The following is a 22,949-nucleotide window of genomic DNA, read 5'->3' on the forward strand; positions in this document are numbered from 1 at the left end:
GGCCCTGGTGGCCGGTGAGGACAGGGTGGGTCCCATCCTCGGGCACTCGGTCGGCATCCGCACGTCCCTGGCGCTCGGGGGCGTGCTCCTGATGGTCCGCCTTGCCGTCAACCTGCTCGGGGTGCGGATCTCGGCCCACTTGACGGCGGACGTGACCGCCGACCAGCGCCACATCCTCTCCACCGCCTACCTGCGGGCCAGCTGGGCGACCCAGCAGGCTGAGCCGACGGGGCAGCTGCAGACGCTGCTCACCGGGTTCGTCGCCGCGGCCACCAACGCCGTCTCGACCTTCACGATCGGAGTCGTCGCCCTCCTCAGCCTCGTGGCCTTCCTGGGTACGGGGCTGGCCGTCGACGCAGCCGCCACGGGTGCGGTCCTCGTCGCCCTTGCCGTGGTCGGCACGATCCTCGTGCCCTTGAGACGCCGGATTCGTCAGAGGTCGTGGGCCTCGGCCGGTGCCAGCCTCGACTTCGCCACCTCGGTGTCCGAGCTTGGAGCGCTGGGGCTGGAGATGCAGACCTTCGGGGTCCGGCAGCGATTTGCCGACCGCATCGACGAGCTCAACCACGAGACGACCGAAACCCAGCGCAGGGTCCAGACCCTCACCGGCTCGCTAGGCCCGATCTACATCGCCCTGGCCTACGCGGCGGTGCTGGTCGGCGTGGCCGTCCTGACGATCGTCGGTTCCGGCGACCTCGCGGTCATCGGAGCCGTCATCCTGCTGATGTTGCGATCCCTGAGCTACGGTCAGCAGTTGGCGTCCGCGGCCGGCTCGATCGCCGCCAACGCACCGTTCCTCGACCGCATTCACGCGACGGTGAAGCGCTACCAAGCCTCACCCGCAGCGACGGGCGACGTGATCCCGGCAGCCGTGACGCCCTTGGAGGCGCGCGATCTCAACTTCGAGTACCTCCCCGGCCGCCCGGCCCTGTCCGGTGTCAGCTTCCGGATCGACACCGGCGACATCGTCGGGGTGATCGGCCCGTCAGGGGCCGGTAAGTCGACCCTCGCGCAACTGCTCCTGGGTCTGCTCGAGCCGCTGCATGGATCCCTGCGAGCCGGTGGGCGAGACCTGCGTGAAGTGGACCGGGACTGGTGGAGCGAGCGGATCGCGTTCGTGGCGCAAGACGCCGCGCTCTTCACCGGCACCGTCGCCGAGAACATCCGCTTCTTCCGGGACGGCATCTCAGACGAAGCGGTGCGACGGGCAGCCATGCAGGCCAACGTGCTGTCGGACATCGAGGCCCTGCCCCATGGCTTCCAGACACACCTCGGCGAGCGCGGCAGCCAGCTCTCGGGGGGACAGCGGCAACGGCTTTCCATCGCCCGGGCTCTGGCCGGGGGTCCGCAGCTGCTCGTGCTGGACGAACCCACCTCGGCCCTCGACGGTCGGAGTGAGGCGCTCATCCGCGACACGCTGGGCAGCCTGCACGGTGAGGTCACCGTGGTCATCATCGCCCACCGGATGTCCACGCTCGACATCTGCGACCGGATCATGGTGATCGAGGGCGGGCGGATGACGGCGTTCAGCTCGCCCTCCATCCTGCGCAAGGACAGCCACTTCTACCAGAACGCCATGGCCGTGGCGGGGATCTCCGCCGGGGCGGAGAGCTAGGCCGTGCGCCTCCTCTATGTCATCGACTCGCTAGCACCGGGCGGCGCGGAAACCTCGCTAGCAGAGATGGCCCCGCACCTCGTCGCGCAGGGCATCGAGCTGCACGTACTCCCGCTCGGCGCGCGGCTCGACCTGGCCGTCAGGCTCGAGGAGGGAGGCGCAGTCGTACACCCCCGCCAGGCGGCATCCGGGCGCGCGGGCAACGTGCGGGCCGTCCTAGGCACGATGCGTGCGACCCGACCAACCCTGGTTCACACCACGCTCTTCGAGGCGGATGTCGCCGGACGCGCCGCCGCCCGGCTGCGGCGAGTCCCGGTGTCCACGAGCCTGGTGAACGACTCCTACGGCGCATCGCACCGCGCGGAGTCGCCCGCGCCCAAGCTCGTGCTGGCGCGTGCGGTGGACGCCACGACGGCCCGGTTGGCCACCCGTTTCCACGCCATATCGGGGTCGGTCGCCGATGCCGTCGCACCTCGCCTGGGGGTGCGGCGGGAGCTCGTCGAAGTCATCCCGAGAGGCCGCGACCCCCGCAGGTTTCCGTACCGGGCACACGCGGTCAGGGCCCGTGTGCGCGCTGAACTCCGCTTGGCCCCGGACGCGCCGGTAGTGCTCGCGGTCGGGCGCCTGGAACCGCAGAAGGGTCTCCAGAATCTCCTGGCCGCGCTCCCGGCGGTCCAAGCGACGCTGCCACGTACCGTTGTTCTTGTCGCGGGGAAAGAAGGCCGCTCGGGCCCAAGGCTGCGCGCGCAGGCCGCAGCGTCGCAAGGCGACGTCCGCTTCCTCGGCCATCGCAGCGACATCGCAGACCTCATGGCGGCCGCAGACGTGCTCTGCTTCCCCTCGGAGCGGGAGGGGTTCGGCGGGGTGCTCATCGAAGCCCTTGCCGTGGGGTGCCCGGTCGTCGCCACCGCAATCCCCACGTCGGTGGAGGTCCTGGGCCAAGGGCCGGACGCCGTGGGTCTCGTCCCCCCTGTCGGACAGCCTCGCGCGCTGGAGGGCGCCCTGGTCGAGGTGCTCACCGACGCGGTGGGCGCGGAGGCACGGGCTCGGCGCGGTCGGGCCCGGTTCGAGGGGCGCTTCACCGTGGAGCACGTCAGTCGTGAGATGGCCGGCTTCTTCGCGCGCGTGGAGGCCGCAGGAACGACCCCGGCCGGCCGGCCTCGTTCGCCGTCGTCAAATTGACGCACCAACGGCCTGGGTGCATCGCCTACGTCGAATTCGGGCTGCGATCTGCCATCGAGTATGGTGGCGCGCCTCATGGATGACCACGACGCCCCGGTACCGCTCACACTGGCGGACCCACTCGTGACCGGGCGGTCGCAACTGACGGTGACCACGCCTGAGTGGGCCAACTCAGAGCCGCATCTGGCCGCGCTCTATGCGGCGATGAGCCGCCAGGGCGTGGTGTTGCGCACTGCCTCCCTGAGATCCTGGGTACTGGCGCCCAATCGGTCGCGGGCGGAACGTGAGGTCTATCACCTGAACTGGCTCGATCATCTGGCAACACCACAGCCGCTGGTGCGAAGCATCGCAACCTTGACCAAGTTGGCTGTGCTACTCCTGCTGGCTCGCTGCAGGGGCCGAAAGATCTGGTGGACCGTTCACAACGTGGAACCGCATGATCGATCGGCGGACCCGCGTGTGTTCTCCGCGGCTATGGCAGTCACCTTCGCGCTGGCAGATACGGTGCAGTTCCAGTCCTCGTCGGCAGAACAAGCATTCTTGGAGAAGTTTCGACCGCTGAGGCGGCTACGGTCCAAGACCGTGGTCACGCCTCTGCCGATGGTCTCGCTGAACTCAAGCCACCGTAGACCGAGGCCAGAGGGGCCGGTGACGTTCCTCCTATTCGGCAACCTCCGTCGGGCCAAGAGCGTGGTCGAGGCAATCGAATCCTTCGCCGATGTCGGGGGTAACGGGATTCCGCGGCGGCTCATCGTGGCGGGCCAGCCCGTGGACGAAGCCTACGGGGCGGCCATTTGCGAAGCGGCTGCTGGTGCTCCGAATGTGGAGCTTCACCTGACGCGCCACACTGACGAGCAATTGTTCGATCTTCTGGCACTGGCCGACTGGGGCGTCTTCCTCTACGAACGGACGTCCAACAGCGGAGCTCTTGTGACATGCCTCGGCGCGGGTGTCCCGGCAATCGCGAGCGATCTTGCCTACTTCAGGGAACTCGCATCCGCTCACCCCGGCGCTATCGAAGTGACGTCCGGGTCAGGTTCACCCCCCCCGGCAATGTGGGACAGGTGGGCCGCGCAAGCCGGTTCACCTCGCCATGAGGATGCCCGCACCAGCGCAATCATGGTCGCCGAAGCACATGACCCCGATACCGTGGCAGCCATGGTCATCGACCGGTTACTGGTGGGCGCTCCACCTCCCGCACCTAGAAGGTGGCCTTGGTATCGGCTCCGCGCAATAGGCCGCTCGGCGTTAGACGTTGCGTCTCGAATCACCATCGTGTCTTCCCTTCGCGCTCAGCGATATGCGCAAAGGATCTCTCGAGTCTCCGAGCCGGAGTTGCGCCTCTTAGCCGTCCGAGCCAGGGGTGTGCCGTTTGTCGATGTTGGCGCCAACGCTGGTTTGTACACTGCGATGGCGCTACGCTGCCGAGCTCGCTCTGTCGTGGCAGTGGAACCACTGCCTGAGCTAGCCAAGCGCTTACGCTCCACCTTCGGCCGGAAGGTCCACGTCGTGGCTGGCGCGCTCTCATCGGCGCCCGGTTGGGCTGACCTGATCGTGCCCGTGGTGGACGGGATGCAACGGGGGACGCGAGCGTCCCTCGAGCGAGATGCTCTCCATGAGGGTCGTCGCCTATCCGTGCCGCTGTACACCCTCGATGATCTTGGGCTGGAAGCGGGTGCGATGGTCAAGATCGATGTCGAGGGTCACGAACTGGAGGTCCTTGCCGGGGCCTCCCGACTGCTGACCAACCACGTCGTCCGGACCTGGCTGATCGAAGCCGAGGTCCGCCACAGGTCGGCAGCGGTCGCGCAGCTCATCGCGCTGATGTCGCAAGCCGGGTATGCCGGATGGGCGATATGTCCAGACCGCTTGGTACCTGTGCGTAGCTTCGACCCGGCGATCCATCAATCGGTAGACGATCAAGAGACCGTCGCCAACGGCGCAGCCCGACCATCCTCGTATGCCAACAACTTCTGCTTCGTTCCCCAAGAAGACGAGCGCTCCTTCGTTGCCTCGGTGCGACGTGCCGGCTTTGCCGTTGTCCAATCGGACTGAAGCGTCGCCCAAACGGCACCCGTTCGACGTCATGGCAGGAGCCGCCTGAGCGTTCTTCTTGCCGCTGGACGCATGTGCGCTGGCAGAGGCACGGACCGTCGGATCTCCGCAGTGAGGAGCAGCTTCTCTGCCCACGACAGAGGACTCCGCCACACCTCGGCAACACACGCCTTCCGGGCAGCGCGCCCCAGCTCGCCTCCACTGCCCCAACTCCGGCTGACGCTCCCCTCCCTCACCGTCTTAATGCACAGGGACTCGGGCACCCGCACGAACTCCCCCAGCAGCGCCAAATGCATCATCCATGGCCAGTCGGCGGCGTACTCCCCTGCCTCATTGAGGCGCAGGCCACCGACCTGACGAGCGGCGGATGTCCTGACGAGGCCGTGGATCGCAACCCACCAGTTGGTCGGCCTCTTGGCCATCCCAATGCCTCGAGCCAACCGCCCATGGATGCCGTCAAGGTCCGGGAAGGTGCACGAACTCCGCTCGCCGTCGAGAGCGACCAGATCCAGGTCGCTGAACGCGAGGACAGCGCGGTGGTTCTGACTGAGGGCGTGCACGAGGCGTTCGACGTACTCGGGATGCACGAGGTCGTCGTGAAAGGCAAAGAAGAGCAGCTCTCCAGAAGCCCGTGAGAGGAGGTCGTTGCTGTTGGCCAACCAGCCAACGTTAACCTCGCGAGCGACGACGACGACATTGGAGCGCCCATCCGCGAAGCGCCGGATGACGTCGAGCGTGCCGTCGGTCGAAGCGTCATCACCGACAAGGATCTCCAGATCGTTCCAGGTCTGCGAGGCCAGGCAGCCTAGCGCCTGTGCGATGAACTTCTCGGAGTTGTACGCAGGGACGATGGCCGTCACCCGTGGCCGCCACGATGTCGGGCCGGTGGTCATGAAGACGCGTCTCGCTGTCGGAGACGCGGATCAGCCCGGGTCCCGGGGCTCAAAGCCAGCGGCTCTCTTCCATGGCACCTGATATCGATGAGGCCATTTTCCGGCTGCTCGTTCACGCAGCGTGAGCCTACGGGAGAGCGAGAGCCGCAGCGCAACGGGTCCCGATATCCTGCATCCATGCGTGGGCCTCAAGCTGTGCGGGCTGCAACTAGTGGAGCGTGTAGTTAGTTGATTTACAGTTGCCGGGCTGGGATGATCGGGCATGGCGAATCGTGCTGCTGCGGCGTTGGTGTTGCGTGAGGGTGATCGGGAGGAGTTGGCCCGGTTGACCCGCTCGTCCTCGGTGCGGGCCGGGTTGGCGCAGCGGGCGCGGATCGTGCTGCTGGCCGCGGATGGGGAGACCAACGTCGCGATCGCCGAGCGGGTGGGGGTGTCGCGTCCGACGGTGATCAGCTGGCGCCACCGGTATGGGGCCAAGGGCATCGCCGGCTTGGAGGACGAGGCACGCCCGGGCCGGCCACGGGAGGTGGACTACAGCAAGGTCGTGTCGACGACGCTGGAGCCGCCGCCGAGGAAGTACGGGGTCACGCACTGGTCCTCGCGGTTGCTGGGCCGGCACCTCGGGGTCAGCAACGGCACGATCGCCGCGATCTGGCGGCAGGCGGGGGTGCAGCCGTGGCAGGCCGAGACGTTCAAGTTCTCCACCGACCCAGAGCTGGTCGCCAAGGTCACCGACGTGGTGGGCCTGTACCTGGCGCCACCGGAGAACGCGATCGTGTTGTGCGTCGATGAGAAGTCCCAGATCCAGGCACTGGACCGGACCGCGCCGATGCTGCCGATGCAACCAGGGCTGCCCCAGCGGCGCACCCACGACTACGTCCGGCACGGCACCACCACCTTGTTCGCCGCCCTGGAGATCGCGACCGGCCAGGTCACCGCAGCGGTCAAGCCCCGCCATCGGCATCAGGAGTTCCTGGCGTTCCTCAAGCAGGTCGCCCGCGCCTACCCCGACCAGCAGCTGCACCTGGTGATGGACAACTACGCCGCCCACAAGCGCGTCGAGATCCGCGACTGGCTCGCCGCCAACCCCCGAGTCCAGGTCCACTTCACCGCGACGTCCGGATCCTGGCTGAACCTGGTCGAGGTCTGGTTCGGCATCATCGAACGCCAGGCCATCCACCGCGGAACCTTCCGATCCGTCAAAGACCTCAACGCCAAGATCCGCGCCTTCGTCGACGGCTGGAACGACCGAGCCCACCCTTTCGTGTGGACCAAGACCGCCGACGAGATCCTCAAGAAGGCCAACCGTCAGAACACTTCAAGCACGGGCCACTAGGGGTCTTGTGAGGCGCGGCCTGCGCCAGATCATCTGGACGCGCCCCTACATGGGCCTAGGGAACCTCTTGTACCTCGCTCTTTGGTGCGACCTCGACCCAACGAATCGACGGTTTCTCAGGACGCCACGGCTACGACCGTGGCTAGATATGTTCCCCACCCTCGCCGAGCTCACCGTCCGTCGTGAGGAAGTCCGGTACACGGACGTGCGACGCAGCGCCGTGGCCGACTCCTACGGGCGGTTCGGTGAGGACTTCAGCGAAGCTCATCTCGAGGACTTCGTGCGACGCCGGCTGCTCGAGGCTTTCCCGCCCGTCGACAGCGACCGGGTGGTTATCAACGTTCGCCGAGGCGATCACTACAGCGACCACACGGTGAGGGGTCTCTTCGCACTCGACGTCGACGCCTACCTTCGCGTGGCCGTTCCGAGGGTCTTGACCCAACGTCCGGTATCGGCGGTCCATGTCGTTTCGGACGGCCTCGACTGGTGCAGAGCTCGCCTCGGATGGATCGAGACCGAGATGCAACTCCCCCTGTCCTTCGCGACCGGGGCCCAGGGGGCAGCGGCGGACCTCGCCACGGTGGCCACCGCACGGCGCCTTATCGTCACGAACTCGACGTTCTCATACTGGGCGGGATATGTACACGACGTGCTGTACCCCGGCACCCACGCCGACGTATGGGCGCCCCGGTTCTTCAGCCGCGGTCAGGATGACTGGTCCGCGTGGCAGTTGAATCCGCGATGGTCAGTCGTCGAGGATATCCCGGGCGGTTGGAACTCCTGACGTTCCAGCGACCGGACCCGGTAGGGCGGAGCCCTACCCGCAATGGTCACGCCGCCAAGCCGCCTCGAGCTCATCCCCGAAGCGCCGGGCCGCGCTCGCCTCGTCGTGGTGGCGGATCCGGTCCAAGCCGGCAGACGCGAGCTCCTGGCAGCGTTGGGGGTCGTCGAGGAGCCCGACCACTTGGGCCGCCAGCGACGCGGCGTCGCCGGCCAGCGCCGTCGCGGAGACCCCGCGCGCGTAGGTCATGACGCCGCCGATCTCCGTCGACACGACCGCGGTTGCGCTGCTCATCGCTTCGGCCGGGGGGAGGTGCCACCCCTCTGCATCGCTTGTGCACAGGTAGACCTTTGCCGACCGGTAGAGCCCGGACAGTTGGTCGGGCGAGGGCGAGCGGACGTACTCGACACTCTCGGGGAGGCCGTCCGGTCGGGCGCAGGTACCGAAGACGACGGCGCTCAGGCCGCCGCGGAGCTCCGCGACTCGTCGCAACGCCAGGACAAGCAGGTCGGTGCGCTTGTTCGGGACGTCTGAGGCGAGAGCCACGACGTCGTTCCTCCGCTGCGCGAGGGGCGGGCCAGGTGGGAATGCCTCGAGGTCGATCCCGTTGGGGACGAGCACCGTCCCCACACCAAGCTCGGCTCCTTTGTCGGCCAGCCAGTCCGCGATGACGAAGTTCGTGAGGGGTAGCCTCCAGGTCGCGTCGACGACCTCCCGGTCGGCGAGCCAGTCCTCGTAGCTCTGGATGAGGTAGATGCCGGTCGCCCCGCTCCGCCGGCACGCGGCCGCGGTGACCCGGGCGGTCGTGACGGCGGTGGCCACAACGACGTCGGCTCTTGGGATCGTACGCGGGAGGAGGTACGCGATGTTGCGAACCTCCACTCGCTCATCGAGCTCGAACCACGTCGGCCGCGCGTGCCCGCGGCGCACGTGGTAGTCGAAGCGGTCCCCGGTCCGTCGCACCTCTCGCCAAGCGCGCACAGCCCGAGCCCGCCACGGACGGTGACGAACCCCATCGCCGCTCAGGCGCGCCGCGTGGATGACGGTGACCCGATGGCCGCGCCCGGCGAGGTGGTTCGCGTACGTGTATGCGACCTTGTACCCGCCCGAGGGGAGGTCGCTCAAAGCCGGAAGAACGACGACGACCCACAACCGGTCGGCGTCCGCCGCGGATCGGGTCCGACCCTCGCGGCCCTCAGGCATCCCAGCCCCCTGGGATGTCCTCGACGATCGTCCAGGCCGGGTCGAGCTGGTACGCCCGGCCGCCGTCCACGTGGCGCGCGTGGAAGGCCGGCACGACGACCTGCGCCTGTTCGCCGTGGAGGAAGCTGCTCACGTAGCCGGCCCAGTACGAGAACGTCGAGTTGGTGCCGATGATCCGAGGCGATGTGGCAACCGCCCGGAAGTCCTCCTGAGGAGTGCTCGAGAGAGCCTGATACTCGACGGTGCCCGCACGACGCCGGAGGAGCCCATCGAGCCGCTCGCGGCACCAGCCGACGTCGTCGGACACGACGCGGATGCGCTCGACGGGCCCGGCGCCCCGCACGGACGCATCGAGTGCGACGTCGAGAAAGGCGGGAATGTCGAACGAGTACTGCCCTCGAAGTCGGGGCACCGAGTAGTAATCCCCCCGCCGAACGTTGACTACCACCGACCGCCGGTCGGCGTCTCCCAAGCGAGTGAGCTGGGAACCGATGAGGTGCCGACGGATGAAGGCCTGGAGTTCCTCCCTGGTGAACTCGACGCCGAACCGCTGGTTCCACGAGGGGTCGCGGCGGTCCCATGGCCGCACGTCCCTGCGCTCGACGAGCAGCCCGCGGATGCTGGGGAACATGTCTAACCAGGGGTCCATGCCGGGCACCCGAACCACCCGGTGGTCGTGCCCCCGCGCCTGCTCTGAATCCGCCCGCAGCCAGAGGTAAAGGAAGTTCCCGAAGCCCAGCCCAGGGGGTGTCTCCCTAACGGTCCGGCTCCCCCTGCGGACCACTCGGCGGGCTCGAGCCTGCGCGCCACGGCCCAGCCTTCTCACGGTGTCTGCCCCGGGACGGGTCGAAGCCCAGGTAGATTCGGTCATGCCTCGTCCCCCGTGGCCCGACGAGCCGGGATCCCCTTGACGATGGCATCGGAGGGGACATCTCGCGTCACGACCGAGCCAGCGCCGAGGATGGTTCTCGCTCCCACGCCCAGCCCCTGCAGCACAGTCGCTGCGGCGCCGACAAGGGTCTCCTCGCCAATGACGACCTCGCCCGAGACCACAGCTGCCGGGTTGACGGACACGAAGTCACCCAACACGGCGTCATGACCGATCGTCGCGTTGGGATTGACGTGCACGTGCCGCCCCATGCGGACGTTTGTCGAGATCGCTGCTCCGGCACACACAACCACCCCCTCCCCCAGAACCACACGCGCACCAAAGGTGGCACTCGGGTGGATGGCGGCGAATGCCTGCGCCCCGACATCCCCCAGACGCTCGACAAGGCGCCGCCGCACCTCCGGGCTGCCGACTCCGAGCACATACTTGTCCGATGCACCACGCGAAGTCAGCCAGTTCTCCACCGTCCCCAGGAAGGACGCCCCGCGCGCAGATAGTCGCTCCAGATTGACCTCGGACGGCCCGTCGTCGACGACGCCGACAACCTCGACCGCCGAACCCGCAACGGCCATCGCCTCGAGCACGTCGAGACACTCTCGCCCGAAGCCTGAGGCTCCGACCACCACGACCCGGTCAGGCGACGTCATCGGGGCTGCTCGCCCTGCGACCCCAGGAACACGCTCATGGTCACCTCGCCCCCGCCACTGATCCCCTGCCTCCTCAGGACGGATCCCACCGTGCGAGCGAGGATCCACACGTCCAGGCGCAGGCTCCGGCGGTCGACGTACTCGACGTCGAGCGCGAACTTCTCCTCCCAGGTGAGCCCGTTGCGTCCGGACACCTGCGCGAGGCCGGTGACCCCCGGCCGCACCTCGTGCCGTCGCGACTGCTCGGGGCTGTAGCGCGGAAGGTACTCCACGAGCAGCGGCCTGGGTCCGACGAGGCTCATGTCGCCCTTGAGGACGTTCCACAGCGTTGGCAGCTCGTCGAGGCTCGTCGAGCGCAGGAAGCGGCCGACAGAGGTGAGCCTTTCGGCATCCGTGACGTAGTTGGCGGCGTCGGCATGCCGCATCGTGCGGAACTTCACGAGCTCGAAGACGATACCGTCCTTGCCGGGCCTCGGTTGGCGGAACAGCACCGGTCGGCCATGCGCGACCAGCACTACTGCGGCCGTGACAAGCTGCAACGGAGCCGTCAAGACGAGGCCGATCGCACTCACCGTGACGTCGACGCCTCGCTTCGCCACGTCGTAGCTGCGGGCCTCAGGCAACGACATTCAGCCTCGAGAGGAACTGCGCGATGGCCGCGTCGATCCGTCCGATCTGCGCGTCTGTGAGCGCGGACCCGCTGGGGAGTGACAGCCCAGTCTCGAACAGGCGTTGGCTCGTCCCGTCGACGTACGCACGTCGGGTCGCGAAGACGGGCTGGAGGTGCATCGGCTTCCACACGGGGCGAGCCTCGATGTCTGCGGCGGCGAGTGCGAGGCGAAGCTCCTCGCTTGTGAATCCCGCGGCCTTGGGCTCGACGAGAATCGACGTGAGCCAGAAGTTGTCCCGGGTCGCGCCCCCGTCGGCTCCCGAGGGCTCGCCCAGCAGTCGAACGCCCGGAACGTCGGCGAACATCTGCCGGTAACGGAGGCGGTGCTGGCGGCGGCGCTCAACCATGTCCTCGAGCCGGAGCAGCTGCGCCCGCCCGAGCGCGGCCAAGATGTTGGAGAGCCGGTAGTTGTATCCGACCTCGGTGTGCTCGTAATGAACGAAGGGCTGGCGTGCCTGGGTGGCGAGGTAGCGCACCCGGCCGGCCTGCGCCGCGTCATCGGTGAGCAAGGCGCCGCCCCCGGACGTCGTCATGATCTTGTTGCCGTTGAACGACACCGCCGCCGCGGCGCCGAAGGCCCCGGACGGCCGGCCGTCCCGCCTCGCGCCGAGCGACTCGGCTGCGTCGGACAGCACGGGGATGCGGTGCTCGGCGGCGACCGCTCCGATGGCGCCGTGGTCGACGACCTTGCCGTGCAGGTCGACCGGCACGACGGCCGTCACACGACGCCCCTCGGCGCGGGCCTGCGACAGCGCATCCATCAGCAGCCCGGCATCCATGTTGCCGCTCTCGTCGCAGTCCACGAAGACCGGCTCGGCACCCGTGTACGTGATCGCGTTGGCCGTCGCAGCGAAGGTCATGGTGGACGTGGCCACGAGGTCGCCTGGCCCCACACCGAGCACCAAGAGACCGAGGTGCAGGGCCGCGGTACCCGACGAGAGGGCAACGGCGTGAGCTCGGCCGCAGTAGTCGGCGAGCTCGGCCTCGAACGCGTCGACCTCCGGCCCGAGCGGCGCGACCCAGCCCGACCGGATCGCCCGCACGAGGGCCTGCTCCTCCGCATCGGTGACGTCGGGGGAAGAGAGGTAGATCCGCGCGGTCACAGCCGGAGGTCCGAGTCAGCCTTGGGCAGGACGTACTTGAGGTCGTAGAGCACGTGCGCACCGGGGGCACCGAAGGCGCGGACGCGCTCCGCCCCGAGCTCGACGAACTCCCGGTGGCCCACCGCGAGCACGACCCCGGCGTACACCCCCGTCTCGGGCTGCTCGAGGAGGTCGACGCCGTACTCCTCGCGGGCCTCCTGCGGGTCGGCCCACGGGTCGAGGACGTCGACGTCGATGTCGTAGTCGGCGAGCTCGGTGAGGATGTCGACGACCCGGGAGTTGCGCAGGTCGGGGGTGTTCTCCTTGAAGGTCAGGCCGAGGACGAGGACGCGGGCCCCCTGGACCTGGATGCCCTGCTTCGTCATCCGCTTGACGAGCTGGGAGGCGACGTAGGCGCCCATGCCGTCGTTGAGCCGGCGCCCGGCGAGGATGACCTCGGGGTGGTAGCCAACGGCCTGGGCCTTGTGGGTGAGGTAGTACGGGTCGACGCCGATGCAGTGCCCCCCGACGAGGCCCGGGCGGAAGCCGAGGAAGTTCCACTTCGAGCCTGCGGCCCGCAGGACGTCCTCCGTGTCGATGCCGAGCCGGTTGAACAGCATCGCGAGCTCGTTGATGAGGGCGATGTTGACGTCGCGCTGGGTGTTCTCGATGACCTTGGCCGCCTCGGCCACCCTGATCGAGGGGGCGCGGTGCGTGCCCGCGGTGATGATGGTGCGGTACAGGGCGTCGACGAAGTCGGCCACGTCGGGGGTCGACCCCGAGGTCACCTTGACGATCGTCGGGAGGCGGTGCTCGCGGTCGCCGGGGTTGATGCGCTCTGGGCTGTAGCCGACGTGGAAGTCGCGGTTGAACTGCAGGCCCGACACGGCCTCGAGCAGCGGCACGCACCGCTCCTCGGTGGCGCCCGGGTAGACCGTGGACTCGTAGACCACGACGTCACCCGGGCTCAGCGAGCGCGCGATGGCCTCGGTGGCCGCCAGCACGGGCGTCAGGTCGGGCTGCTTGTGCTCGTCGATCGGCGTCGGCGTCGTGACGACATAGACGTTGGCTGCCACCAGGTCGGCCTCGTCGTCGGAGAACCGCAGGCGCGTGGCCGCCGCGAGTTCGGGGCCGCTCACCTCGAGGGTGTGGTCATGGCCGTCACGCAGCTCCTTGACGCGGCGGGCGTCGATGTCGTAGCCGACGACGTCGACCACCCTGCCGAACTCGACGGCCAGCGGCAGGCCGACGTAGCCGAGGCCGACGACCGCCAAGCGAACCCCGGAGGGGACGGTGGGAAGAGCAGTCACGCGACCGAGCCTACGGGAGCCGCCGACCCGCCCTGGAGCCCGCGGGCACGGGCATGGGGACCGGAGTAGGTACGCAGCAGGTCGCGGAGCTCGTTGCGCTCCAGCGGGTCGGCCACGACCGCGGCCGGGTCGAGCGGGGGCACGGACACGTGGTTGATGAGCGGGTGCGCACTGGGCGACCCTTGCTCGGCACCGCTCACGAGCACCTCGTGCAGCTTCTCGCCGTCCCGCAGGCCGGTGAAGCGCACATCGAGCTCCTTGCCGGACTCGTCGATGAGCCGCCGGGCGACGTCGACGATGCGCACCGGCTCGCCCATGTCGAGGACAAGGACGTCCCCCGGCTCGCCGATGGCGCCGGCCTGGAGGACGAGCTCGCAGGCCTCGGGGATGGTCATGAAATAGCGGGTGACGTCGGGGTGGGTGACGGTGACCGGGCCTCCGCGCTCGATCTGGGCGCGGAAGGTGTCGAGCACCGAGCCGCGCGAGCCCAGGACGTTGCCGAAGCGCACCGACAGGTAGGGCAGCCCGGACTCCCGGGCGTACCACGCCGTGAGGCGCTCGGCGAGCCGCTTCGTGTGGCCGAGCACGCTCGTCGGGTCGGCGGCCTTGTCCGTGGAGATGTTGACGAAGTGCTCGACCCCGCTCTCGCGGGCGAGGCGCAGGACGTTGAACGACCCCAGCACGTTGGTCTTCCAGCCCTCCTCGGGGTGTCGCTCGAGCATCGGCAGGTGCTTGAGGGCCGCGGCGTGGAAGACGACGTCGGGGTGGTGACGCTCGAAGACGCGGCGCAGCGCGTCGGCATCCCGGATGTCACAGAGGACAAGGTCGTCGGTGTCGAGAAGCCCAGAGCCATAGAGACGCAGCTGAACCGCGTGAAGGGCGGACTCGTCGCGGTCGAGGAGCAGCAGCTTGGCCGGGCCGAGGGCGTGGACCTGGACGGCCAGCTCGGAGCCGATGGACCCGCCCGCACCGGTCACGAGGACGACTCGGTCGGTGACGTAGTGGGCGATGGCGGACAGGTCGGTCTCGACCACGCGGCGGCCCAGGAGGTCGGCGACGTTGAACTCGCGCAGCTGCTCGAGCTGGACCTGCCCCGAGATCATCTCCCGCACCGGGGGGACGACGATGAGGCTCAGCCCGGCGACCGAGCACCGGTCGGACAGGTCCTGGAGCAGCTGCGGGCTCGCCTGGGTGACGGCCAGGATGACGACCTGCGCGTCGGTCTCCCGCGCGATCTCGACCACGTCGGCGCCCCGGCCCCTGACCCGTTGTCCTCGCACCCGCAGGTACCGCTTGCCCGGGTCGTCGTCGACGAACCCGACGATCTTGTACGGCGGCGTCTCGGCCATCGCCAGAAGACGGGCCACCTGGTGGCCGGCATCACCGGCGCCATAGACGATGGCGGGGACCGCCCCGTCGCTCTGGTGCTGCTTCTCACCCACGGCGGTGCGGAACACCCACCGACCTGCCGCCATGACGAGGAACGCCAGGGTCGGCACGACGATGGCGGCACCCCGCGACCAGACTGGTTGGGTCAGGACGAGGACGGCCCCGGCGAGCACGCTCACCCCGGCGACGATGCCGCCGAGGAGCGTCACCTCGTCGAAGCTGCCGAGCCGGCTGCGGCCGAGGTAGAGGTGGAAGACGAACCCAGCCACCACCTGAAGCACGATGGCGACGGCCGTGTACGCGAGCACCCCCTGCCAAACGCGCTCAGAGACAACGAGGTCGAACCGGAGGAGGAAGTAGGCGAGCGCGGCAAGGACCCACGACAGGGCATCCCAACCAACAACAGCCGATCGCCGGACGACCACTGACGACCTACTCGACACGTCCCAACTCCCTGCTGTTGGCCCCTGCAACCTCCCACAGGGTACGCCAGTTCCGGGGCGGTTCAGACCAAACGGTGAAACGGAGACGCCCTTGTCCAAACACCGTTTGCCGTGGTCAGGGGCTTGGAAGCACACCGCCGCCCGTCGCGCGCGGGGGCAGGCCGGCATCCGGCCCTTGACAACCTACAACCACTTGGTTGTAGGTTGGCGACGTGATCGAGGACAGCGAGGGCCGGGCGGACGCCCTGTTCCACGCACTCTCCGACCGCACCCGGCGCGACATCCTGCGCCGCGTGCTCGCCGGGGAGCACTCGGTGACGACCCTGGCGGCGAAGTACGACATGAGCTTCGCCGCCGTCCAGAAACACGTCGCCGTGCTCGAGAGGGCTGGCCTGTTGACCAAGCGACGCAACGGGCGCGAGCAGCTGGCGAGCGGCGACGTGGAGGCGGTCCGCTCCGTGGCCACGATGCTCGACGAGCTCGAGGCGGTATGGCGCGGCCGGGTCGCTCGCATCGACGCACTACTCACCCAGGGAGACTGACATGCCCGTCACCGGCATCAGCAAGGACATCGAGAACCGCACCATCGTCATCACCGCGCAGTTCGCGGCCCCGCCCGAGCGGGTCTGGGCCCTGTACGCCGACCCACGCCAGCTCGAGCGGGTGTGGGGGCCTCCGCAGTACCCGGCGACGTTCGTCGACCACGAGCTGCGCGCGGGCAGCCGCACGACCTACTACATGACCTCCCCCGAGGGCGAGAAGTTCGCCGGGTACTGGGACATCACCGGCGTGGAGCCCACGACGCGGTTCACCTTCCTCGACGGCTTCGCGCACGAGGACCTCACCCCGAACCCCGACATGCCCGTGTCCGAGAACACCTACACCTTCGAGGCCGCCGAGGGCGGCACCCGCGTGGTCTACCACAGCGTCTACGCCACCGCCGAGGGACTCCAGACCGTCCTCGCCATGGGCGTCGAGGAGGGCGCGACCACCGCGATCAACCAGATCGACGGCTTCCTCGCGGCCCACCCGGTGGCGTCGGCGTAGCCACACCGGTGCCCAGCCCGCGCACGAGCGGCTGGGCGGTGCGGGGCTCAGACGCAGAACTCGTTGCCCTCGGGGTCACGCATGACGACCCAGTGGACCCCGAGGTCGGCGTGCTCCTCGACCCTCGTGGCGCCCAGCCCCTCGAGCCGGGCCACTTCTTCGGCGACCCGCGCCCGCTGCTCCTCGAGCGGGACCGACGGCCCGCCGCCGGCGAGCAGGTCGAGGTGCACCCGGTTCTTGACCGTCTTGGGTTCGGGCACGCGCTGGAAGAAGATCCGCGGCTGGCCATCGGCCTCGATCGCCGAGGCGTCGTTCCACCGCTGCGGCGGCACGCCGTTCGCGGCGAGGAACGCGGGCCAGTCCGCGAAGTCACCCGGCGGCCCTGGCACGGCGTACCCGCGGCCTGCGAGGGCCTGCGCCCAGAAGGCGCTCAGGGCGCCGGGGTCGGCGGCGTCGATGACGACCTGGATGGGATCGGCGGAACGGTCCATCCCCACAGTGTCGCGGCCGGCACCGACAGCGGGACGGCCAGGCGCACGGCATCCGGAGAGCCGGCCGCACGGCACCCTGGATGGTCATTTCGGTGCATTGACCGGGCCACCCCGGCCTCCCTACCGTGGAGTGCCGACCGGACGACGGTCGCCCGGTCCGCGCTGGAGACACCATGCTCGGCGACCACGACCCCATTGCCACGCTCGCGGTGAAGGACCTGGACAAGGCCCGGGAGTTCTACGAGGGGGTGCTCGGCTTCACCCCGAGACGCGAGGTCGCCGAGGGCGTGCTGTATGCCGCGGGATCGCGCGAGTTCCTCGTGTACCCCTCGTCGTTCGCGGGCACGAACCGGGCGACGGCGCTGTCGTTCCAGGTGCCGGGCGACCAGTTCGACGCCGAGGTGCAGGCGCTGCGCGACAACGGCATCGACTTCCAGACCTTCGAGGCCGAGGAGCTCGACTGGGTCGACGGGGTGGCGTCGTTCGGCGAGTTCCGCAGCGCATGGTTCGAGGACCCGGACGGCAACATCCTCAACGTCGAGACCGGGGTGTAGCCACCGGTGGCGTAGCTACCGGCGGAGCACAAAGGCGACGGCCGCCCGGAAGGACGTCACCCCACCTGCTCGAGGGGGCGGGTCACGACCGTGCGACGGGCCGTGCCCGGCACCGCCAGCCCGCGCACGAGGACCTCGACGAGGTGCGGCACCTCTGCCGCGGCGACCTGCACCGTGGCGACGCACGTCGGCCCCCGCCAGATCGAGAGGACGACGAGCCCGTGCTCGGGGTGCCAGGAGACCCGAAGGGCGCGGTCGCCGCCACGGGAGTCGACGACGACCTCACCGCGGGTCGGCAGTGCGGACCGCTCAGGCATCCTCCATCATGACCGGACCGGCATCCGACGCGCCAGACCCCAGGGTGACGTCCCGCACGACCTCGTTGCGGCGCAGGAACCACGGCTTGAAGGGCGGGTCGAACCGGGCGAACCGGGGCGAGCCGACGGGGACGAACCCCGCCTCGGTCACGGCTGCGAGCAGCTCGGCGAGGTGGCGCTCGTACGACGAGCGCGTCCAGCGGCCCGAGTAGGCCACCGCCGCCGCGAGCCGCTCGGGCACGGCCATGATCCGCACGTCCGGGTTCGTCGGCACGGGTGCCGTGTCGATGGTCATCGACGCCGGCAGCACGAACGCGACGAGGTAGCTGCCGTCCGCCGCCTCGGTCTGCACGACCGGGGCGGTCATGGCCACCTTCTCGGACACCGCCGAGACGGCCGCCTCCTGCACGACCGGCGCCGTCATCGCGACCGAGCGCTGTGCCTCGTTGCGCCCCGTGATGTAGCCGAAGAGCGCGCCGAACGCCCGGTTGCCCACGCCTTCGAACGAGCCGTCGAGCTCGACCTCGGCGACGACGTGCGGCGGGTAGCGCCGCAGCTCGAAGGCGTCGTGCTCCTCGAGCACCTCGTACGGCTGCTGCTCGGTCACGTGCTCGACGTTACGCCGCTCCCCCGGCGGCGGGCTCGCCGGGCTGTCGGTGGACAGCCCTGACCGCCCTGGTCACATACTTGGGACCATGACGACGATCTCGCTTGCCGCGGCGAAGGCTCACCTCTCGGACGTCGTGAGTCGGGTCAGCAAGCAGCATGAGCGGGTCACTGTCACGGTGCACGGACAACCGTCGGCCGTCCTGCTCTCCCCTCACGACCTCGCAACGCTCGAGGAGACCATCGCGGTCCTCGGCGACCGGGACCTCATGCGCCAGCTGGCCGAGGCCGAAGGTGACCTGGCGTCCGATCGGGTCGAGACCCGGAAGGAGCTGGAGGCAGCGATGCGCTCACGCCGAGACTCTGCGTGAGTGGAGAGGCCTACTAGCTGCGTCCTATGCCGAATTGACGAGGGTGCGCGGACGGTGACGGTTCTGGCGATTGCCATCCGTGATACCCCTCCTGACCTGGAGGGCGCCGAAGACCCGGGCCGTCAGAAGTTGATCATGTGGCCGACGACGCCCTCGACGGCCTCCTTGACCGCCTCGGACAGCGTCGGGTGCGCGAAGACGTTGCGCGCGAGCTCGTCGGCGGTGAGATCCCACTTCTGGGCCAGCGTCAGCACCGGCAGCAGCTCGGTGACGTCGGGGCCGATCATGTGGGCGCCGAGGATCTCGTTGTGCTTCGCGTCGGCGACGACCTTGACGAAGCCGACGGCGTCGCCGAGCCCCATGGCCTTGCCGTTCGCCGTGAAGGGGAAGGTGGCCGTCTTGACGTCGTAGCCCTTCTCCTTGGCCTGCGCCTCGGAGTAGCCGAACGAGCCGATCTGCGGGTGGCAGTACGTGGCGCGCGGCACGAAGTCGTAGTCGACCGGCATCGTGTCGGCGCCGGCGAGGGTCTCGGCGGCGACGATGCCCTGCGCCTCCGCGACGTGGGCGAGCATGAGCTTCGCGGTGCAGTCGCCGATGGCGTAGACGTTCGGCACGTTGGTGCGGCAGTACTCGTCGATCTCGATGGCCCCGCGCTCGCTGACCGCGACGCCGGTCGACTCGAGCCCGTAGCCCTCGACCCGGGCCGCGAAGCCGATCGCCGAGAGGAACTTGTCGGCCTCGAGCACCTGCTTCTCACCGCCGGATGCCGGCGAGACCGTCACCTTCACGCCGGAGCCGGTGTCCTCGACGCCCTCGACCTTCGTGCCGAGGAGGACCTTGACTCCGAGCTTCTTGTAGTGCTTCGCGAGCTCCTTGGAGATGTCGGCGTCCTCGGTCGGCACCATCCGGTCGAGGAACTCGACGATCGTCACGTCGACACCGAAGTTCTTCATGACGTAGGCGAACTCGACCCCGATCGCGCCCGACCCGGCGATGACGATGGAGCCGGGGAGGTTCTCGTCGAGGATCTGCTCCTCGTAGGTGACGACGTTCTGCGAGACGGAGACGCCGGGCAGCATCCGGGTCGTGGCGCCCGCGGCGATGATGAGGTGGTCGAAGGTCAGCTGGCGGGTCGAGCCGTCGTTGAGCGCGACGTCCATCGAGGTCGGGCCGGTGAGGGTCCCCCAGCCGTCGATCTCCTCGATCTTGTTCTTCTTCATGAGGAAGTGCACGCCCTTGACGATGCCGGCCGAGACCTGGCGCGAGCGCTGGTGGGTCGGGCCGTACGACATCGTGGCGTCGCCCTCGATGCCGAACTTCTTCTTGTCGTGGGTGAGCAGGTGCGCGAGCTCGGCGTTCTTGATGAGCGCCTTGCTCGGGATGCAGCCGACGTTGAGGCAGACCCCGCCCCAGTACTTCTTCTCGACGACCGCGACCTTCTTCCCGAGCTGCGAGGCGCGGATCGCCGCGACGTAACCACCAGGACCAGCACCGAGCACCACGACGTCGAAGTCAGCCATGCGGCCACCTTATCGGGGGACGCCCGGCGCGCTCAGCGCAGGCCGCGAAGGGTCTCGTGCACCGCACCTGCCACCGACGCAGCGGTCGTCGAGCCCGGGCCGCCCTGCGCGACGACGGCCGTCACGACCCATCGCGGGGCGTTCGCCGGCGCGTACGACGCGAACCACGACGTGTCCCGCTTGCCGGCCACCTCCCCCGTGCCGGTCTTCCCCGCGACCGGCCAGGCCGGCATCCGGTCGAACCGGCCGCGCACGCTGCCGTCTTCCACCGCGGTGCGCAGCGCGTCGCGCAGGTAGGCGCCGACGTCCTCGGGCACCGGCGCGCGCCGCCGGGGGCCGGCGGGCACGGCATCCTCGCCGCCGCCGACCGGGTCGACGAGCGCCGACCCGACGCGGGGCGTGACGACGGTGCCGCCGTTCGCGAGCGCCGCATACATGACCGCGACCTGCAGCGGGGTGGCGGTGACATCACCCTGGCCGATCGAGAGGTTGGCGGCGTCGCCGGCGCGCACGCGGAACCCGTCCTCGCAGTTCTCCCTCGCGACCTGGCGAAGGTAGGCCGCGTGCGCGGGGTCCGCGACGTCCGGGTAGCCGGTGCGGCCCCGACGGCAGCTCTCGTCCTTCGTCGCCTCCCACCGGTTCTGCTTCCACGCCCGGTCGGGCACGCTGCCGGGCGCCTCGCCGGGCAGGTCGACGCCGGTCGGCGTCCCGAGACCGAGCCCGCGGGCGACGGCCGCGAACGGGTCGGGGGCGTCGACGGATGCCGTCGTGCCGCCCTGGTCCCGCCACGCGTCGTGGGCGACGGCGTAGAAGACGGTGTCGCAGGACACCCGGATGGCCTCGGCGAAGCTGATCTGGCCGCGGCCCGAGGTCTCGTGGTTGCGGAAGACCCGGTCGCCGATGCGGTAGCTCGCGGGGCAGCCGTAGCGGCCGCGGAGCGGGTTGCCGGCGCGCACGGCCGCCGCGACCGACGCGGGCTTGAGCGTGCTCGCCGGCGCGAGGCCCACCCCGACGGCCCGCGACAGCAGCGGCGTGCCGGCCTTCGGGTCGGTGAGCCGGGCGTAGTCGGAGGACGAGATGCCGCCGGTCCAGATGTTCGGGTCGTATGCCGGTGCGCTGGCGAGCGCTGCCACCGCCCCGGTGCGCGGGTCGAGCACGACGACGGCGCCCGAGTCGGCCGGCCAGCCGCGGGTGCGGGCCGCCGCCATCTCGGTGGCGAGGGCGCGCTCGGCGCTCGCCTGGACCCGTGCGTCGATCGACGTCACGAGGTCGCGGCCGGGCACCGGCTCGGTGCGCGAGACGACGCGGGTGACGAGCCCGCGGGCGTCGACCGCGACGACGGTGCGGCCGGGCGTTCCACGCAGCACCGAGTCGTACTGCTGCTCGAGCCCGGCCCGGCCGACGAGGTCCTCGGGGGTGAGGGTGTCGTCGCGCTCGATCTCGTCGGTGCGCACCTGGCCGAGGTAGCCCACGAGCTGCGCCGCGCTCGTGCCGAGCGGTCGCGGGTAGGTGCGCACGGGACGCGCCGCGACGGCCACCCCCGGGAAGCGGCCCGGCTGCTCGACGAGGGAGAGCGCCCTCGTCGGATCGACGTCCTCGGCCAGGGGCACCGGCACCTGCGGCGAGCCGGCCCAGCAGGCGGGAGCGGGCGGGGCCCCGTCCTCGCCGCACAGCCACGTGCGGCCGAGGAGGCGTTGCGGGTCGACCCCGAGCACCGACGCGACGTCGCGCACGACGGCCTCGGCCCGGGCCCGGTCGGCGAGCAGCACCCGACGCTCGATGGTGACGACGGTGCTGGCCCGGTTGTCGGCGAGCGGCAGCCCGCGGCTGTCGAGGATCCGGCCGCGCAGGGCCGGGAGGACGATCGTGCGGGTGTCGAGAGCGGAGGCGCCACCCACGAAGTCCTCGTGGCCCACGAGCTGCACCTGCCCGAGCCGCCCGACGAGGGCTGCGAAGCCGAGCACGACGAGGAGCACGACAGCGAGGAACCGCCCCTGGTGAGCGGATGCCGGGCGGTCGCGCCTCACCCGTACCTCCGGCGGACGAGGCCGCGCTCGGCCCCGACGACGAGTGGCACGACGACCGCCGCCACCGTCGCTGTGAGCAGGCAGGACAGCGCCACGTCCGCCAGCGCCACCGGGGCGCCGACGACGAGGGCGCCGAGCACCACGACCCCCTCGACGACCGCGGATGCCGCGAGCGCGACCCCCGCGACCCGCAGGGCCGACACCGGCCCCTCGACCCGCGCTCGACCGGCGAGGGCCCCGGCAGCGGCATAGGTCAGGGCGAGCACGCCGAGGTGGCCGGACCCGGGCGGGACCAGGTCGAGCAGCCAGCCGGCTCCGAGGCCGACGGCAGCGCCCACGACCGGACCGCGGAGCAGCGCCCACGCGACGACGAGCACGAGGACGAGGTCGGGCACCGGGCTGACGTGCCGTACGCCGAGGACCACGAGCAGCAGGGCCGCGGCCAGGACCGCGCCGGCGCGGAGGAGGACTGCGACGGGTCCCATCAGCCGGTGCCCGACATGGTGGGTAAGCATGCCGGC

At 69.8% G+C, this 22,949-nt stretch carries 23 protein-coding genes; 9 read left to right on the forward strand and 14 right to left on the reverse strand.

Annotated features, from left to right (window positions below; genetic code table 11):
* Nucleotides 1-91: 91 nt before the first annotated feature.
* The 3 genes from ABD899_RS12050 (at nt 92) to ABD899_RS12060 (ending at nt 4,852) form a co-directional block, all read left to right on the forward strand.
* Complete coding sequence (locus tag ABD899_RS12050; protein ID WP_345206811.1) at nt 92-1,615, forward strand: ABC transporter ATP-binding protein; 1,524 nt, start codon at nt 92-94, stop codon at nt 1,613-1,615.
* Nucleotides 1,616-1,618: 3 nt separating this feature from the next.
* Entirely contained in the window at nt 1,619-2,797 is a 1,179-nt protein-coding gene (locus ABD899_RS12055) for a glycosyltransferase family 4 protein (protein WP_345206225.1), read from the forward strand.
* Nucleotides 2,798-2,944: 147 nt separating this feature from the next.
* On the forward strand, nt 2,945-4,852 hold the full coding sequence (locus tag ABD899_RS12060; protein WP_345206228.1) for an FkbM family methyltransferase: 1,908 nt from the start codon (nt 2,945-2,947) through the stop codon (nt 4,850-4,852).
* Nucleotides 4,853-4,881: 29 nt separating this feature from the next.
* Here ABD899_RS12060 and ABD899_RS12065 read toward each other — a convergent pair whose 3' ends face one another.
* Nucleotides 4,882-5,712 carry a glycosyltransferase family 2 protein gene (locus tag ABD899_RS12065; RefSeq protein WP_345206231.1) on the reverse strand — a complete coding sequence of 277 codons (831 nt, stop codon included), beginning with the start codon at nt 5,710-5,712 and terminating at the stop codon, nt 4,882-4,884.
* A gap of 295 nt (nt 5,713-6,007) precedes the next feature.
* Between ABD899_RS12065 and ABD899_RS12070 the strand changes: the two genes are divergently transcribed.
* Together ABD899_RS12070 and ABD899_RS12075 are read left to right on the forward strand one after the other, a co-directional pair.
* On the forward strand, nt 6,008-7,081 hold the full coding sequence (locus ABD899_RS12070) for an IS630 family transposase (protein ID WP_345206234.1): 1,074 nt from the start codon (nt 6,008-6,010) through the stop codon (nt 7,079-7,081).
* A 148-nt stretch (nt 7,082-7,229) separates the two neighbouring features.
* On the forward strand, nt 7,230-7,865 hold the full coding sequence (locus tag ABD899_RS12075) for an alpha-1,2-fucosyltransferase (protein ID WP_345206236.1): 636 nt from the start codon (nt 7,230-7,232) through the stop codon (nt 7,863-7,865).
* Nucleotides 7,866-7,898: 33 nt separating this feature from the next.
* Here ABD899_RS12075 and ABD899_RS12080 read toward each other — a convergent pair whose 3' ends face one another.
* From ABD899_RS12080 to ABD899_RS12110, 7 genes are all read right to left on the reverse strand, one after another.
* The gene (locus ABD899_RS12080; RefSeq protein WP_345206238.1) at nt 7,899-8,744 is read right to left on the reverse strand and encodes a glycosyltransferase family 4 protein; all 846 of its coding nucleotides are present in this window, start codon (nt 8,742-8,744) and stop codon (nt 7,899-7,901) included.
* A 313-nt stretch (nt 8,745-9,057) separates the two neighbouring features.
* A complete protein-coding gene (locus ABD899_RS12085; RefSeq protein WP_345206241.1) occupies nt 9,058-9,849 on the reverse strand; it encodes an alpha-1,2-fucosyltransferase in 792 nt (263 codons plus the stop codon).
* An 83-nt stretch (nt 9,850-9,932) separates the two neighbouring features.
* On the reverse strand, nt 9,933-10,601 hold the full coding sequence (locus tag ABD899_RS12090; RefSeq protein ID WP_345206243.1) for an acetyltransferase: 669 nt from the start codon (nt 10,599-10,601) through the stop codon (nt 9,933-9,935).
* Nucleotides 10,598-11,230, reverse strand: coding sequence for a sugar transferase (locus tag ABD899_RS12095; protein WP_345206246.1), 633 nt, complete (start codon nt 11,228-11,230; stop codon nt 10,598-10,600). The genes ABD899_RS12090 and ABD899_RS12095 overlap by 4 nt, the downstream gene beginning before the upstream one ends.
* Entirely contained in the window at nt 11,217-12,374 is a 1,158-nt protein-coding gene (locus ABD899_RS12100) for a DegT/DnrJ/EryC1/StrS family aminotransferase (RefSeq protein WP_345206248.1), read from the reverse strand. Before ABD899_RS12100 ends, ABD899_RS12095 begins: the two co-directional genes overlap by 14 nt.
* Entirely contained in the window at nt 12,371-13,663 is a 1,293-nt protein-coding gene (tviB, locus tag ABD899_RS12105; RefSeq protein ID WP_345206251.1) for a Vi polysaccharide biosynthesis UDP-N-acetylglucosamine C-6 dehydrogenase TviB, read from the reverse strand. Before tviB ends, ABD899_RS12100 begins: the two co-directional genes overlap by 4 nt.
* Nucleotides 13,660-15,477: a polysaccharide biosynthesis protein gene (locus ABD899_RS12110; RefSeq protein WP_345206253.1), complete on the reverse strand. Its 1,818-nt coding sequence runs from the start codon at nt 15,475-15,477 to the stop codon at nt 13,660-13,662. The genes tviB and ABD899_RS12110 overlap by 4 nt, the downstream gene beginning before the upstream one ends.
* Nucleotides 15,478-15,707: 230 nt before the next feature.
* Here ABD899_RS12110 and ABD899_RS12115 point away from each other — a divergent pair, with 230 nt between their 5' ends.
* The gene (locus ABD899_RS12115; RefSeq protein ID WP_345206255.1) at nt 15,708-16,037 is read left to right on the forward strand and encodes an ArsR/SmtB family transcription factor; all 330 of its coding nucleotides are present in this window, start codon (nt 15,708-15,710) and stop codon (nt 16,035-16,037) included.
* A gap of 1 nt (nt 16,038) precedes the next feature.
* Entirely contained in the window at nt 16,039-16,542 is a 504-nt protein-coding gene (locus ABD899_RS12120) for an SRPBCC family protein (protein WP_345206256.1), read from the forward strand.
* Nucleotides 16,543-16,589: 47 nt separating this feature from the next.
* On the opposite strand, the gene ABD899_RS12125 is transcribed toward ABD899_RS12120, so the two are convergent.
* The gene (locus ABD899_RS12125; protein WP_345206259.1) at nt 16,590-17,033 is read right to left on the reverse strand and encodes a VOC family protein; all 444 of its coding nucleotides are present in this window, start codon (nt 17,031-17,033) and stop codon (nt 16,590-16,592) included.
* Between the two features lie 173 nt (nt 17,034-17,206).
* Between ABD899_RS12125 and ABD899_RS12130 the strand changes: the two genes are divergently transcribed.
* Entirely contained in the window at nt 17,207-17,587 is a 381-nt protein-coding gene (locus tag ABD899_RS12130; protein WP_345206261.1) for a VOC family protein, read from the forward strand.
* A gap of 56 nt (nt 17,588-17,643) precedes the next feature.
* Here the strand turns inward: ABD899_RS12130 and ABD899_RS12135 are convergent, their stop codons facing one another.
* Together ABD899_RS12135 and ABD899_RS12140 are read right to left on the reverse strand one after the other, a co-directional pair.
* Nucleotides 17,644-17,904 carry a hypothetical protein gene (locus ABD899_RS12135; RefSeq protein ID WP_345206263.1) on the reverse strand — a complete coding sequence of 87 codons (261 nt, stop codon included), beginning with the start codon at nt 17,902-17,904 and terminating at the stop codon, nt 17,644-17,646.
* Complete coding sequence (locus ABD899_RS12140) at nt 17,897-18,511, reverse strand: SOUL family heme-binding protein (protein ID WP_345206266.1); 615 nt, start codon at nt 18,509-18,511, stop codon at nt 17,897-17,899. The genes ABD899_RS12135 and ABD899_RS12140 overlap by 8 nt, the downstream gene beginning before the upstream one ends.
* A gap of 88 nt (nt 18,512-18,599) precedes the next feature.
* Here ABD899_RS12140 and ABD899_RS12145 point away from each other — a divergent pair, with 88 nt between their 5' ends.
* Nucleotides 18,600-18,881, forward strand: a complete 282-nt coding sequence (locus ABD899_RS12145; RefSeq protein WP_345206268.1) for a type II toxin-antitoxin system Phd/YefM family antitoxin — start codon at nt 18,600-18,602, stop codon at nt 18,879-18,881.
* A 122-nt stretch (nt 18,882-19,003) separates the two neighbouring features.
* On the opposite strand, the gene lpdA is transcribed toward ABD899_RS12145, so the two are convergent.
* From lpdA to mreD, 3 genes are read right to left on the reverse strand one after another with little or no spacing between them, the layout of a single operon-like run.
* A complete protein-coding gene (gene lpdA / locus ABD899_RS12150; protein ID WP_345206271.1) occupies nt 19,004-20,401 on the reverse strand; it encodes a dihydrolipoyl dehydrogenase in 1,398 nt (465 codons plus the stop codon).
* A gap of 32 nt (nt 20,402-20,433) precedes the next feature.
* Nucleotides 20,434-22,428, reverse strand: coding sequence for a penicillin-binding protein 2 (gene mrdA, locus ABD899_RS12155; RefSeq protein ID WP_345206274.1), 1,995 nt, complete (start codon nt 22,426-22,428; stop codon nt 20,434-20,436).
* The gene (gene mreD / locus ABD899_RS12160) at nt 22,425-22,913 is read right to left on the reverse strand and encodes a rod shape-determining protein MreD (protein WP_345206277.1); all 489 of its coding nucleotides are present in this window, start codon (nt 22,911-22,913) and stop codon (nt 22,425-22,427) included. The genes mrdA and mreD overlap by 4 nt, the downstream gene beginning before the upstream one ends.
* Nucleotides 22,914-22,949: the final 36 nt, after the last annotated feature.

It is taken from the genome of Fodinibacter luteus (assembly GCF_039541575.1).
GTDB classification, from domain to species: domain Bacteria; phylum Actinomycetota; class Actinomycetes; order Actinomycetales; family Dermatophilaceae; genus Fodinibacter; species Fodinibacter luteus.

Excerpts from the sequence above, each read along its gene's own strand:
- ABD899_RS12050 (WP_345206811.1), top strand. The coding sequence starts at position 92 with ATGGTCCGCCTTGCCGTCAACCTGCTCGGGGTGCGGATCTCGGCCCAC.
- ABD899_RS12070 (WP_345206234.1), top strand. The coding sequence starts at position 6,008 with ATGGCGAATCGTGCTGCTGCGGCGTTGGTGTTGCGTGAGGGTGATCGG.
- ABD899_RS12075 (WP_345206236.1), top strand. The coding sequence starts at position 7,230 with ATGTTCCCCACCCTCGCCGAGCTCACCGTCCGTCGTGAGGAAGTCCGG.
- ABD899_RS12090 (WP_345206243.1), bottom strand. The coding sequence starts at position 10,601 with ATGACGTCGCCTGACCGGGTCGTGGTGGTCGGAGCCTCAGGCTTCGGG.
- ABD899_RS12095 (WP_345206246.1), bottom strand. The coding sequence starts at position 11,230 with ATGTCGTTGCCTGAGGCCCGCAGCTACGACGTGGCGAAGCGAGGCGTC.
- ABD899_RS12120 (WP_345206256.1), top strand. The coding sequence starts at position 16,039 with ATGCCCGTCACCGGCATCAGCAAGGACATCGAGAACCGCACCATCGTC.
- ABD899_RS12125 (WP_345206259.1), bottom strand. The coding sequence starts at position 17,033 with ATGGACCGTTCCGCCGATCCCATCCAGGTCGTCATCGACGCCGCCGAC.
- ABD899_RS12130 (WP_345206261.1), top strand. The coding sequence starts at position 17,207 with ATGCTCGGCGACCACGACCCCATTGCCACGCTCGCGGTGAAGGACCTG.
- ABD899_RS12135 (WP_345206263.1), bottom strand. The coding sequence starts at position 17,904 with ATGCCTGAGCGGTCCGCACTGCCGACCCGCGGTGAGGTCGTCGTCGAC.
- ABD899_RS12145 (WP_345206268.1), top strand. The coding sequence starts at position 18,600 with ATGACGACGATCTCGCTTGCCGCGGCGAAGGCTCACCTCTCGGACGTC.
- lpdA (WP_345206271.1), bottom strand. The coding sequence starts at position 20,401 with ATGGCTGACTTCGACGTCGTGGTGCTCGGTGCTGGTCCTGGTGGTTAC.
- mreD (WP_345206277.1), bottom strand. The coding sequence starts at position 22,913 with ATGGGACCCGTCGCAGTCCTCCTCCGCGCCGGCGCGGTCCTGGCCGCG.